13 protein-coding genes are annotated in these 14,108 nt (G+C 42.2%); 11 read left to right on the top strand and 2 right to left on the bottom strand.

What is annotated here, in order from left to right:
- Positions 1–288 carry a glutaredoxin family protein gene (locus tag RT034_RS05770; protein WP_313014869.1) on the bottom strand — a complete coding sequence of 96 codons (288 nt, stop codon included), beginning with the start codon at positions 286–288 and terminating at the stop codon, positions 1–3.
- Between the two features lie 129 nt (positions 289–417).
- Between RT034_RS05770 and mtgA the strand changes: the two genes are divergently transcribed.
- From mtgA to RT034_RS05745, 5 genes are all read left to right on the top strand, one after another.
- A complete protein-coding gene (mtgA, locus tag RT034_RS05765; protein ID WP_203172526.1) occupies positions 418–1,158 on the top strand; it encodes a monofunctional biosynthetic peptidoglycan transglycosylase in 741 nt (246 codons plus the stop codon).
- A gap of 75 nt (positions 1,159–1,233) precedes the next feature.
- On the top strand, positions 1,234–3,432 hold the full coding sequence (gene ppk1, locus RT034_RS05760; RefSeq protein ID WP_313014863.1) for a polyphosphate kinase 1: 2,199 nt from the start codon (positions 1,234–1,236) through the stop codon (positions 3,430–3,432).
- Positions 3,433–3,769: 337 nt separating this feature from the next.
- Positions 3,770–3,961 carry a hypothetical protein gene (locus tag RT034_RS05755; RefSeq protein ID WP_313014860.1) on the top strand — a complete coding sequence of 64 codons (192 nt, stop codon included), beginning with the start codon at positions 3,770–3,772 and terminating at the stop codon, positions 3,959–3,961.
- Positions 3,962–4,088: 127 nt separating this feature from the next.
- Complete coding sequence (locus tag RT034_RS05750; RefSeq protein WP_313014858.1) at positions 4,089–4,439, top strand: hypothetical protein; 351 nt, start codon at positions 4,089–4,091, stop codon at positions 4,437–4,439.
- A 63-nt stretch (positions 4,440–4,502) separates the two neighbouring features.
- The gene (locus RT034_RS05745; RefSeq protein ID WP_313014856.1) at positions 4,503–4,757 is read left to right on the top strand and encodes a hypothetical protein; all 255 of its coding nucleotides are present in this window, start codon (positions 4,503–4,505) and stop codon (positions 4,755–4,757) included.
- A 102-nt stretch (positions 4,758–4,859) separates the two neighbouring features.
- On the opposite strand, the gene RT034_RS05740 is transcribed toward RT034_RS05745, so the two are convergent.
- A complete protein-coding gene (locus RT034_RS05740; RefSeq protein ID WP_313015295.1) occupies positions 4,860–5,513 on the bottom strand; it encodes a MiaE family protein in 654 nt (217 codons plus the stop codon).
- 263 nt (positions 5,514–5,776) lie between these two features.
- Here RT034_RS05740 and RT034_RS05735 point away from each other — a divergent pair, with 263 nt between their 5' ends.
- From RT034_RS05735 to kdsA, 6 genes are all read left to right on the top strand, one after another.
- Positions 5,777–7,954 (top strand): malate synthase G, encoded by a 2,178-nt coding sequence (locus RT034_RS05735; RefSeq protein WP_313014853.1) that lies wholly within the window; start codon positions 5,777–5,779, stop codon positions 7,952–7,954.
- 242 nt (positions 7,955–8,196) lie between these two features.
- Positions 8,197–9,309, top strand: a complete 1,113-nt coding sequence (locus tag RT034_RS05730) for a porin (RefSeq protein WP_313014850.1) — start codon at positions 8,197–8,199, stop codon at positions 9,307–9,309.
- Positions 9,310–9,471: 162 nt separating this feature from the next.
- Positions 9,472–9,843 (top strand): porin, encoded by a 372-nt coding sequence (locus tag RT034_RS05725; protein WP_313014846.1) that lies wholly within the window; start codon positions 9,472–9,474, stop codon positions 9,841–9,843.
- A 477-nt stretch (positions 9,844–10,320) separates the two neighbouring features.
- Complete coding sequence (locus tag RT034_RS05720) at positions 10,321–11,283, top strand: porin (protein ID WP_313014843.1); 963 nt, start codon at positions 10,321–10,323, stop codon at positions 11,281–11,283.
- 147 nt (positions 11,284–11,430) lie between these two features.
- Entirely contained in the window at positions 11,431–13,059 is a 1,629-nt protein-coding gene (locus tag RT034_RS05715) for a CTP synthase (RefSeq protein ID WP_313014841.1), read from the top strand.
- A gap of 122 nt (positions 13,060–13,181) precedes the next feature.
- Complete coding sequence (kdsA, locus tag RT034_RS05710; protein ID WP_313014839.1) at positions 13,182–14,045, top strand: 3-deoxy-8-phosphooctulonate synthase; 864 nt, start codon at positions 13,182–13,184, stop codon at positions 14,043–14,045.
- The last annotated feature ends 63 nt before the right edge of the window (positions 14,046–14,108 follow it).

Here is a 14,108-nt window from a genome sequence, read left to right as displayed (position 1 = left end):
TTACGTCAACGCCATAATATCCATGATGGAAAAAGGATAATATAAGGTCTTGGTAGCGGTGACTAGCACAGGTATTTTATTAGCAAATTCCAGCATCTCTTGTTCTGGTAACTCGGCAATATCAATCGACTGCCAGCGTATATCGGCAACGGCTTGTGCTTGCAGCAATAAGCTTTCAGCGATTTCACACAGATGACACCCGACTGTGCCATATAATCGCCAAGTAGTTGGGTCAGCCATAATGTGATCGTGCGGATTTGTGATGTTTTGCGCGTCGAAGTCGGACATATTCTGCCTTAGCATATAGCCAAAAATGCCATAATACGTTATATTTTTAGCTTAAGCCATTGCTGCTTTTGCCCCCGCCGCTAGGAATACACCGTGACCAAACCCGCTACCAAGAAACCCGCTACCAAAATGTCGATAAAGCCCAAAGGTGTCAACACAGCTTTACCACCCACCAACCGTGGTATCGGGTTTGGCGGCTGGGTCAAGCGTATTTTGCTCATAGTCATTGCCTGTTTTGTTGCGTTTCATGTAATAGTTGCAGCCTTATTGGTTGTCTGGAAAACCCAGCCTATCAACAACAGCATGTTCATGATACTGTATCGCTTGGGCAATTTTGCCCCTGTCAGTCAGACGTGGGTGGATGATAATCAAATTTCGGTGAATGTAAAACGGGCGGCGATTGCCAGCGAAGATGCCAACTTTGTCAATCATGCTGGCTTTGATGTGCAAGGCATTGAGAATGCGATTAAGAAAAATGAAAAAGCGGGGGCTATCAGCGCGGGCGGCTCAACCATTAGCCAACAGCTTGCCAAGAATTTATTTTTATACCCCAATCGCTCGTATTTTCGCAAAGGCGAAGAAGCGTTAATTACCTTGATGATTGAAAACCTGTGGACCAAAGAGCGGATTTTGCTTGCTTATCTCAATGTCGCAGAGTTTGGCAAAGGCGTCTACGGTATTGAAGCAGCCGCTCAGCACTACTACCATAAGTCGGCAGCGCATTTGACCAAGCGACAAGCCGCATCTTTGATTGCTATGCTACCTAATCCCAAATATTTTGAAGACAACCGTAACGACCGCCGTCTGCTTAACAAAACCCAAATCATTCTACGGCGCATGGGTGCGGCAGATTTGCCTGACACTGAGTAGTCAAAAAACGCATCTATCGCTAAGCGGTTAAAACATTACACTGTTAAAAATGATTTTTTATAGAAGGACTGTGCTATGCCAAACACTGCCAAACAAGACCAACCCAGCGAAGAGCATGTATCAGAAATCAATCCGATACTAGGATTTAACAGCATTTGCTACCCAAACGTGTTTGAATACCAACAAAACGATAATGAGCTGTATTTTAATCGTGAATTGTCACTGTTACAGTTTCATCAGCGGGTACTCGCCCAAGCCACCAATCCCCGCCATCCACTGCTTGAACGACTGTTTTTCTTGATCATTTTTTCATCCAATTTAGATGAATTCTTTGAAATCCGTGTCGCAGGCTTGATGCAAAAAGTACAAATGGGCGATGTGGTGAGCAGTATCGATGGTATGCGTCCCAGTAAGGTTTTGTCATATATCTCTGAAATCGCCCATCATGCCGTGGATAAGCAATACCGTATTTTAAATGATGAAATTCTGCCTGCGCTGGCGGAGCAAGACATTCGCTACCTAAAACGTGATGAATTGACCCAAGAGCAAGCCGCCTGGGTAAAAAAATACTTTGCCGAACAAGTCGCGCCCGTGCTGACGCCAATTAGTATTGACCCTGCCCATCCTTTTCCTAGATTGGTGAATAAAAGCTTGAATTTTATGGTGGGCTTAGAGGGGAAAGATGGCTTTGGTCGGGATATTAACATGGCGATTGTCCCTGCACCCCGAAGCTTACCGCGGGTTATTCGCTTACCCAATGAACTGACAGGTGGTAAAGAACATCACATCATGCTCACCGCAGTGATTCACGGGCATATCGAAGACTTATTCCCTGGCATGACGGTCACAGGCTGCCACCAATTTCGTTTGACGCGTAACGCCGATTTAGATTTATCCGATGATGTCGAAGACTTGGCGAAAGCGTTGGAAGGTGAGTTAGAGAACCGTCGATTTGGTGCCAAAGTGCGCTTAGAAGTGACCACCTATTGCCCACAGCCGATGGTGGATTATCTACTTGATGAGTTTGGTTTAAGCCAAGAGCAACTATACCGTGTCAATGGTCCTGTCAATCTGACGCGTTTGTTGTTTGATTTTAAAATCCCAAATTTGCGTTATCAGTCGTTTAATCATGCCATTCCCAAAGCGTTTCGCCGTGATAGCTTGGATAAAAATGAAAATGTATTCCATGCCATTCGTAAGCAAGATGTATTGGTGCATCATCCGTTTCATTCGTTTTCACCTGTGGTCAATATTTTGCGCCAAGCCGCCAATGACCCGCATGTATTAGCCATCAAACAGACTCTTTATCGCTCGGGGACAAATTCTGAAATTGTCCAAGCGCTGGCCGAAGCTGCGCGTAAAGGCAAAGAAGTCACTGCCGTGATTGAGCTGCGTGCGCGCTTTGATGAAAAATCCAACATTGAAGTAGCAAACTTTCTGCAGCAGGCTGGGGCAGTGGTGGTGTATGGCATCGTCGGCTACAAGACCCACGCCAAGCTGATGATGATTGTGCGCCGTGAGGAAGATAAAATTCGCCGCTATGTGCATTTGGGTACAGGCAACTACCATGCGGGCAATGCCAAAGCTTATACCGACTATGGTCTATTTACTGCCAATGAAGCAATCACCGAAGATGTGCATAAAATCTTTAACGAACTCACGGGCATGGGCAAACCAGCCAAAGTGCAAAAACTACTGCATGCCCCCTTCACCTTACATGACAGACTCATGGGCTTTATTGACAACGAAATTGCTCATGCCAAAGCAGGCAAAGAGGCGCATATCATCATCAAGGTCAACGCAATGACCGAAAAACTACTGATTGACAAGCTATATGAAGCATCGCAAGCAGGCGTTAAAATCAATCTGATTATTCGTTCGATGTGTTGTATTCGTCCGCAATTACCCGGCATATCCGACAATATCACCGTGCGCTCTATCGTTGGGCGGTTTTTGGAGCATACTCGCGTTTATTATTTTGCCAATGGGCATCAAAATCCCAATGCTAATGGCAAACGCACCCACCGTTTATATTGCGCCAGTGCAGACTGGATGGATCGCAATTTATTTAGCCGCGTTGAAGTGGCTTTCCCCATTGAAGACCCCGTCGTCTTCAAACGCATTATGGAAGATTTACACAATTACCTCAAAGACAATGTCAATGCATGGGAGCTTGATGCCAAAGGCACATGGCGAGCGATTACCCCTGGTGAAGGTGAAGCAGCGTTTTCGGCACAAGATTATTTATTGACCAAAATCACCAGAAAAAGCTAATTTTCCTAATCAAGAGTTTTGAGTTAATTGTACCGCTATCTACAGAAGATGGCGGTTTTTTTGTTGAGCGCTGCGCTGACTTACACTCAAAGTTCAAAATTTACCGAATAGTAATAAATCTGCCAAAATTTCACACAGCTAAACACTTATCACATAGTGATAACAGCTTGTTACGCGAACACTTATCACGAACTGGCTTTATTTGCTACTATCGAACTTATAAAAGCAAAAGTATGAAAGCGATTGAATTGGCTATTTTTTACATAAATTTAATCGCGTTATATTTAGAAATCTTTGACTTAAATTGATACTAATAGAAAACATAAGGAAAATTACCATGTCACAGAATCAAGCACAAAACCAACCAAGCAACCAAACCGAGATTCAAAAAGCGACAGAAAATGTGGATCCTAGTCAATTATCAGAAAACTTGGATAAACAAAATAGCGTAAAAGGTGAGCCACAAGACTTAGACAAAAGTGAAAATACCCCTTTTATTGACGAGTCATTGCGTACTGATAACCACTAAAATTTTAATTGTTAAACTTTTAAATACTAAGCTTTTAATCATTAAATTTTGAATAACTAATTTATACAGCTCAACCTATAAAAATAATAACTCATTGAGCGATAACAATTAATTAAAGGAATAAAAAATGCAAAATCAAAATAACGTAGAGATTGTAGACCCAAAAACAGGTGTCACTGTGACCCCACAAGCCGTTGTAGTAGAAGACAGTGTCACCCACCAATCGGGTGATGGATTGACCACAGGCATGTCACCCTCAATGGAAACGCCCGATATTTTTGATAATACCCCACAAGCGGCGGTAAAAGTCCAATCCGCAGAAGACGTGGCGAATGGCGAATTATCGGATGAAAATGTGGCGCGTATTTCCGAGGAAGAGGCGCAGAAATTACAGCAAACTGCGCAAGCCAATCTCAATGCAGAAAACTCACTTCATACGTTATCAGATGGTAGTGTAGATATCGACCGAGATCACTAATTTTCGATATCATTAAGTTAAGTTTGAGCATTTTATTGGGTTGATACCGAAAAAGGAATGACCATGAATTCACCAGAAGCACAAACCAAACACGTTAATTTAGGCGATAAGTCTGCCGAGTTTGTCGACCGTCGTGACCAACCGGGACAAGCGTTCGATGATAATGTCAATGAACATACCATTGGCGGGGACGCGGTTGGTAATGAACAGCTAAAAAGCGACACCATTAATGAGCGCAATCTTTATAGTACCCCAGAAAATGCCCAAAAACGCACTATAAATCCTGATGGCTCTATTCCAAGCGTTGGTAGTGAGTGACAGTAAATGGCAGTGAGTCAGTTTAAGGATTAAATTGTAATAGCTAACCATTCACCTCATTTGATGGTTAGCTTTTTTTTATCGTTACAGTCTACAAAAACCTCACGCAATCCAACTAGGTACGCCACTATGAAAGCGTAATTCATCATCTGGTTCATTGATGAGCTGCGTTTCTACTTGACGAAAAAACGCCACCCGCGCATCAATCGGCTCGTCACTGATACTTTGTGCCAATGCCAGATAATCTTCAAAATGACGACTTTCTGATTTTAGCAAATAGCGATAATATTTTGCCAAACGCTCATCCTCAATCACTTGTGACAGTGCCCAAAAACGTTCACACGATCGGGCTTCGATGAAAGCACCAATAATTAACGTGTCTATCATCGCTTGCGGCTCATAAGTGCGTTTATGTTTGAGCATACCTGCAGCGTAGCGACCTGCAGCAATATGTTGCCATGCTTGTCCACGCTCTGCCATCAATCCCATCACTTGCTCATAATGGAGCATTTCTTCTCGAATCAGCTGAGCAAGCTTTAATTGTAGCTCGGTATGCGACATATAGCGAAAAATCAAATTCATCGCGGTGCCTGCGGCTTTTTTTTCACAATTGGCATGATCTTGGATGATAGTCGGCAAATCTGCCATTGCGGCTTTTAGCCATTTATCCGACGTCGTACAACCCAAAAACGCCAACACTGGGCTGATATCAATGGGCTTTGGCTGATAGACAGAGTTATCGTTATCCAAGTCGATGACGGCTGATTCATCAAAACTGCCGTCCGTTTGTACTGGGGTATTGATAAGAGCGGAATTTGACAAGGGATTACTCACTTATTGACACGTTAATGAAGTGATATTTTACCAAAAATCAACGATAAAACCCTTAGCACAAAAATTTATATATAACGATTATTTAAAAAATAAATAGTTTTTATTTCTTTATTTTTATAAATGATGTTCGTATAATCAAATGTGAATTTTTTGCTATTTTAGGTCAAAACATAAGGAAAAATGCCATGTCAGAACGCGTTCAAAAGGGTAGTCTAGCGATTGATACACAGCTTTATAATTTCATTGCCAATGAAGTTACGCCAGTCGTGGGCATCGATAACGAAAAATATTGGCAAGAATTTGAAAAAATTGTCCAAACATTCCAACCCCGTAATAAAGCATTGTTGGCAAAACGTGACGAGATTCAAACCCAAATCGATGACTGGCATGACAAAAACCCCGCTAGCAACGGTCAAATCGACAAAGCCGCTTATACCCAATTTTTAAAAGACATCAACTATATCGTGCCAGAAGGCGATGACTTTTTGGTTGAAACCCAAAACGTGGATGACGAAATCGCCCATATCGCAGGCCCACAGTTGGTGGTACCCGTACGTAATGCCCGTTATGCGCTAAACGCCGCAAATGCGCGTTGGGGCAGCTTGTATGATGCGCTATACGGTACTGATGTTATCGATGAGACCAATGGCGCAGAAAAAGGCAAAGGCTACAACCCTGTTCGTGGTGGCGAAGTCGTAAAATACGCCAAAAACTTCTTGGATGCCAATTTTGCCTTAGCTGAGGGTAAATATGCTGACGTTACCGGTTTTAAAGTTGAAGACGGTAAATTAGTGATACTCCAAGGCGATAAAACCACCTCATTAGCCCAGCCAGAAAAATTCGCGGGTTTCTTAGGCGATGCGGCAAATCCAACAGGTATTTTACTGAAAAACAACGGCCTACATGCCGAAATCCAAATCGACCCATCAAGCCATGTGGGTAAAGATGACCCTGCAGGCATCAAAGATGTATTGATGGAAGCCGCGGTTACCACCATTCAAGACTGTGAAGACTCAGTCGCTGCCGTTGACGCCGAAGAGAAAGTAGAAGTATATCGCAACTGGTTTGGCTTGATGAAAGGCGACCTGAAAGACACCTTTGAAAAAAATGGCAAACAAACCACGCGCGCCATGAACCCCGACCGTGAATACACCGCGCCAGATGGTGGAAAAATCACCTTGCACGGCCGTTCAGTAATGCTGATTCGAAACGTCGGTCACTTGATGACCAACCCCGCGATTTTAGTCGATTTTGAAGGCAAACAAGAAGAAATTTATGAAGGTATCATGGATGCGCTAATCACACCACTGTGTAGCCTGCCAGATATCTTGGGTAAAAATAGCTTAAGCAATTCACGCACAGGTTCGATGTATATCGTAAAACCAAAAATGCACGGTCCAGAAGAAGTGCAATTTACGGTAGATTTATTCTCAGCGGTAGAAAAAGCGTTAAACCTACCCGAGAATACCTTAAAAGTCGGTATCATGGATGAAGAGCGCCGTACTACCGTTAACTTAAAAGAATGTATCCGGGTTGCTAAAAACCGCGTTATCTTTATTAACACAGGCTTTATGGATCGTACCGGTGACGAGATGCACACCAGTATGAAAGCGGGTCCATTTGTCCGTAAAAACGACATGAAAAATACTGATTGGCTCAATGCTTATGAGCGTTGGAACGTAGACATGGGCGTCAAATTGGGCTTACCTGGTAAAGCGCAAATCGGTAAAGGTATGTGGGCAAAACCTGACAACATGAAAGAAATGGTTGCCACCAAGTCCAATCATCCAAAATCAGGCGCGACTTGTGCATGGGTACCATCACCAACAGGCGCAACGCTTCACGCCATGCACTACCATGAAACCAACGTCATGGACGTGTTAGATAATATCAAAGACCGCGAGCCTGCCAAGCTAGATGACATTTTGACCGTGCCACTTGCTACGGATACCAACTGGACAGAGGAGCAAAAAACTGCCGAGCTTGAAAACAACATTCAAGGTATCTTAGGATATGTAGCGCGCTGGGTTGACCAAGGCGTTGGCTGTTCTAAGGTACTGGATATTGATGACGTTGCCTTGATGGAAGACCGCGCTACCTTGCGTATTTCTAGCCAGCACGTTGCTAACTGGCTAGCGCATGAGGTTGTGACGCCACAACAAGTGGATGACGTACTCAAACGTATGGCAAAAATGGTCGATGAGCAAAGTAAAGACGATCCAGCCTATATCCCAATGGCAAATGACTATAACACTTGGGCATACAATGCGGCGCGTGATCTTATCTTCAAAGGTACCGTACAACCCAGCGGATATACTGAGCCATTGTTACATCAAGCCCGTCTTAATCTCAAAGCTAACTAGATTTTAGCAATTAAAACCTATCAATCATTCAAAAAACCATCAGATTTGTAACTGGTGGTTTTTTTATGGCATAAAAATATTGCAAAATGTTTCAGAGTGAATTACTCTAATTTCACAAGGAAAGTTTTAGATTTTGTTAACTGTTTCATTGTTTTGTAACAAATTGTTGGCAAAATCTATCTATACAAAAGAATTGCTACGCATCTGTGTAGTTTTACCTAGGATACTGTGGAGAAATCCTTATGAAAAAAATCGCTCTAGCTTCTGCTATCGCTCTAGCTTCAATCACTGCTGCCCATGCTGCGCCAACTGTATATGGTAAAGTCTTATTAACTGGCGAATATACAGATATTGATGATAAAACTGCTAAAAATGATGATACTTCTAATACAAAATTAGTTTCTAACTCTTCACGTATTGGTTTTAGAGGTGAAGATGATCTTACTGATACTACTAAACTTGTGTATCAATTAGAGTATGGTATTGATGTTGACGCTGATAGCAATGCCCGTAAAACTAACCAACAATTTTACTCTCGTAATACATTCATCGGTTTAGCTCATAACACTATGGGTACTTTACTTGCCGGTCGTCACGACACACCATTTAAACTAACTAAAGGTAGTGTTGATGTATTCAATGATTATGACAATGTAGCGCTAGGCAAGCTAATGGCAGGTGAACAACGCGTTGACAACGTGATTGCTTATAAATCACCAACATTGGTAGGTACGCCAGTTACTTTTTTAGGGGTGGTGAGCCTCGATGAATGCTCTAAAAATGATGACGATAAATGTGTAGCTACGCCAGCTGTTGCAGCCGTTGCACCACAAGCGATTTATGATGTGACTGGTAAAAATATTATTGGTTACACTAAAGGTACACCAGCTAAAGCTGCAACTTATAGAGACAAATCAAACGCTTATTCAGCCATGGTAAACTATGACCAAAATGGTGTATATATCGGTTTAGGTTATGACAATTCGGTATATGGTAATGATACCAGTGGCTGGCGTGTAGCAGGTTCATTAGACATGGGCAAAATGAACATGGTTGATGGTCTAACACTGGGTGCGCTATATCAAGATTATGACTTTAACACTGATGACAATGAGCAATCATGGTTGTTAAGCGGTAAATACAAAATTGGGGCAACGCCATGGGCGGTTAAAGCACAATATATTGACACTTCAAACCAAAGTGGCGTGAAAGACCGTGACGCTACTGAAGTTGCGTTAGGTGCTGAATATAGCTTTAACAAAGCTACCAAAGGTCACTTGTACGCTGCACAAATCGATACTGATAATGTTTCAGATAGAACAATCGTGGGTGGTGGTTTAGAGTATAAATTCTAATTTAATTACCTAAATTAGACGTCTTTAAAAAGACTAATCAGATTGACTGGTTAGTCTTTTTTGTTATTATCCATTTCCTTCGTGAAATTAAATACTGCCACAGCGTATTTATAGCGCAATCAATGTAAAAATAGTAATGTAACAATAGCGAGTAGCATGCACATGATAAAAAACCTATGGTTTGTCCCAATCGGGCTATTAGTCTCAATGGCCAATACCCAAGCAGCACCCCTCATTTATGGTAAAGTCTTTTTGACCGCAGATTATGTGCAAACCGATTATGACGAGGATTATCGGGCGACTACCACCGATACCCAGTCACCGAAGGATGAAAAAGTTACTGAGCTTAATTCCAACTTTTCTTATTTGGGAGTCAAAGGACAACAACCCTTAACCGATGATACGGATTTAATTTATCAGCTTGAGTATGGGATTGATGTCGATACCGATAGTAAAAATAACAAGGGTCAGTTTTACTCTCGCAACACCTATCTTGGTTTGTCTCATCAGCAGTATGGTACCTTGCGGTTATAGCGACGATAGGTCATCTCTACGCGGGTCGAATCAGTCGGGACAATTATAAAGATGATACGATTGTTGGGACGGGTATTGAATACAAATTTTAATTCTAATTTAACGGGAGATTGCAATTATTGTATATGCTAACTAATTCTTTAGTTAGCTTTTTTTATTGATTAGCATTCGCGCGGGGTTTGATAAAATAAAACTGTAAAGATTTCAATATGATTAAAAAAAACTGCATCGTTGTTTAAAAAACTATTGCAAAATATTTCAAAATTGTTATCCTAGTATTCAGAGGTATGTTTTTAGTAATTAGTAAGAATAAATTGTAAATATATTCAAACTTTATTGCTAGACTTATACAGTTAATAGTTGACGCTATTAATAGGAACCAAAGTAGCGATTTTCTTGCTTTGGTTGTTCGGAGAGGTAGTGGTGCTGACAAGTCACCAGTTATCTAAAATTTGTTTTTCCTGATAGAGATGTCCTATGAAAAAATTACTTTTAGCCACAGCCGTCGCTGCACTTTCAGTTTCTGCTGCCCATGCTGCTCCAACTGTTTATGGTAAAGCGTTAGTTACAGTTGATTATTCTGATTTTGACGATGAATCAACTACTAAGTTGAATTCTACTACCTCGCGTATTGGTTTTAAAGGTGCCGAAGCACTGACAGCTAATACTGACTTGGTATACCAATTAGAGTATGGTGTTGAAATTGATAGTGACAACGGTGGCACTGTAAAAGGCAAATCACAAAATCAATTTTATTCACGTGACACTTATTTAGGTCTATCTAACAAACAATATGGTACTTTGGTTGCTGGTCGTTTGTCTGCAATCGATGACAACATCAATTACGTTAGCCAAACTGTAGGTCAATACGACGGTTTCAATGCGGCTTCTTGGGATGGTGAGCGTGTAAACAATGCGATGGCTTACTTTTCACCAGCCTACAACGGTCTTCAATTCATGGGTATGTATGCATTTGAAGAGGATAACGCATCTGATTTATACACAGATGCAGAAGCGTTTGGTGTAGGTGTGAAGTATGAGCCAGCAAATCAACCATTCCGTGCTGGTGCAACCTACATCAAATCAGGTGATTTCAATACTACTCGCTTAAGCGGTGCCTATGACTTAAATAACCAAATTGGTCTTGGTGCATTGTATCAAATCAGTGATTTAGACAGAAGTGACAAAGAAAACTTGGCTGCAGTAAGCGCAACCTACAAAACTGCAACGCCTTGGACAGCCTATGCGCAAGCTGAAATGACCTCAAATGTTGGTGGTTTTGATGGTGATGACGCACAGCGTTTAGTATTAGGTGGTAAGTATGCATTCAATGCCAATGCAACGGGTCATGTATACGCTGGCTACTCAAATCTAGAGCAAGATGGTCAAGATGACCAAGACGGTTTTGGTATCGGTACTGGTATCGAATACAAATTCTAATCTTTACTAGCATTTGCTATCAAAAAATCCACTCAGCGATGAGTGGATTTTTTTATGAGTGAGCGATTTATTGATAAAAATAATTTTTTGCTAAACCTAGGCATTTTCGAGTAAAATTCTTTTTTACCAACGAGCGAAATAGATAACATGACAAAATTCATCTTTGTAACTGGCGGTGTCGTTTCTTCACTTGGCAAAGGTATCACCGCTGCATCGGTAGCCGCGATTCTTGAGGCACGGGGTCTGAAAGTTACCATGACCAAAATGGACCCTTATATCAATATTGATCCAGGTACAATGAGCCCGTTTCAGCATGGTGAAGTATTTGTTACTGAAGATGGCGCAGAGACTGACCTTGATTTGGGCTATTACGAGCGTTTTTTGCGCCACTCAAAAATGACCCAGCGCAACAATTTTACCAGTGGACGTATTTATTCAACGGTGATTGAGAAAGAACGCCGCGGTGATTATTTGGGCGGTACGGTACAGGTCATTCCGCATATTACCGATGAAATCAAGGCGCGTATCCGTGCCAGTGGCGAAGGCTACGATATTGCCATGATTGAAATCGGTGGTACCGTCGGTGATATTGAAAGTTTGCCATTCATGGAAGCGGTGCGTCAAATGCAAGTTGAACTCGGTCGCAACAATGCGATGCTGATGCATTTAACCCTCGTGCCTTATATCGCGAGTGCAGGCGAGAGCAAAACCAAACCAACCCAGCACTCAGTCAAAGAATTACGCAGCATTGGCTTGCAGCCTGATGTATTAATTTGTCGTAGTGAACACGCGATTAGCGATGATAATCGCCTAAAAATTGCATCGTTTACCAATGTTGAGCAACGTGCCGTTATCCTTTGCCCAGATGCCAAATCTATTTATCAGATTCCAAGTATCCTGCATGCCCAGCATTTAGATGATTTGATTTGTGAGCGCTTTGGGTTAGATACCCCAGAGGCGGACTTAAGTGATTGGCACCAGTTTACCCAAGCGTTGTTAAATACCCAACAAACCGTAACTGTGGCAATGGTGGGTAAATACGTCGAACTACCTGATGCTTATAAGTCAATCAATGAAGCTTTGCTACATGCGGGTGTGGCAAACAATGTCAAAGTCAATATTGACTATGTCGATGCCGAAAAACTTGAAAATGATGACAGCCTGTTTGAGCATATTAAATCTGCTGATGCTGTGCTTGTTCCTGGTGGATTCGGTGAGCGCGGTACTGTGGGTAAAATGAAAGCAATTCGCTATGCCCGCGAAAACAATGTCCCTTATTTGGGGATTTGTTTGGGGATGCAATTAGCCGTCATTGAGTTTGCGCGCAATGTATTGGGTTTAGATGCCAACTCAACAGAGTTTGATAAAAAAACCAAAGCGCCATTGATTGGTTTGATTACAGAATGGTTTGATGAAAAAGGTGAACTACAAGTGCGTAGTGACGCCTCGGACTTGGGCGGTACCATGCGTTTGGGTGCCCAAAAAGCAGAGCTTGTAGAAGACAGCAAACTGCGCCAAATCTATGGCAGCCCTGTGATTACTGAGCGTCATCGTCACCGCTATGAAATGAATGGTCGCTATATCGAACAGCTCGAAAATGCCGGTATGAAAATTTCCGGTTATTCAGCCAAACAGCATTTGGTCGAGTCAGTAGAAATTGCCAATCATCCTTGGTATGTGGCGGTACAATTCCATCCAGAATTTACCAGCCAGCCACGCGGTGGTCATCCATTGTTCAATAGCTTTGTTGCGGCGGCGAAAAAAGCCAAAAAATAGTATTTATGATGCACAAAAAACCATCTGTTACAGGTGGTTTTTTGTTTTTAGCCCGCTGTGTATCTAGCCAATTATGCTATAGTGATAATCAATAAAAACTTTGACAACATACTGAGAGCCCTATGACCACTAACTTACCGACACCACAATCCCATATTCAGCTCAACGATATCACCATCGGCAATGATCAACCGTTTGTGCTGTTTGGCGGTATGAATGTACTAGAAAGCAAAGATTTGGCATTTGAAATTGCTGAAAGCTATATTGAAATCTGTAAGCGCTTAAACATCGGCTATGTGTTTAAGGCAAGTTTTGATAAAGCCAATCGCTCAAGCTTGTACTCGTTTCGTGGTCCAGGTCTGGAAAAAGGTATCGAATGGCTAAGCGATATCAAAAAAACCTTCAATGTGCCCATTATCACTGACGTACACGAGCCGTACCAAGCTGAGCCTGTGGCAGTAGTGGCGGATATTATCCAGTTGCCCGCGTTTTTGAGCCGCCAAACCGACTTGGTAGCAGCGATGGCAAAAACCGGTGCGATTATTAACGTCAAAAAAGCACAGTTTTTGGCACCCCATGAGATGAAGCATATCATCAATAAATGCCTTGAAGCTGGTAATGATAAAATCATCTTGTGCGAGCGTGGCAGTGCGTTTGGCTATAACAATCTCGTTGTCGATATGCTGGGTTTTGACACTATGAAAAAAATGCAAGTTCCCGTGTTTTTTGATGTGACCCATAGCCTTCAGCAGCCGGGTGCGCGTGCAGATAGTGCAGGCGGTCGCCGAGAACAGATTACCACGCTAGCACGTGCTGGTATGGCAACAGGATTGGCAGGATTATTTTTGGAAGCGCATCCAAATCCTGATATCGCCAAATGCGATGGTCCTTGTGCGCTGAGGTTGAGCCAGCTTGAGCCATTTTTAGCCCAGTTAAAACAGCTTGATACCTTAGTCAAAGGGTTTGAGGTATTAGATACCCACTGATTTTTACTCAAATTTTTAACACAAATTTGCAACGCCTCGTTATCAAAATGCTATCAATCGATA

This window comes from Moraxella sp. CTOTU48841 (genome assembly GCF_032061225.1).
Classification (GTDB): Bacteria; Pseudomonadota; Gammaproteobacteria; order Pseudomonadales; family Moraxellaceae; genus Faucicola; species Faucicola cinerea.
This window is presented reverse-complemented; position numbering and strand designations above follow the sequence as displayed.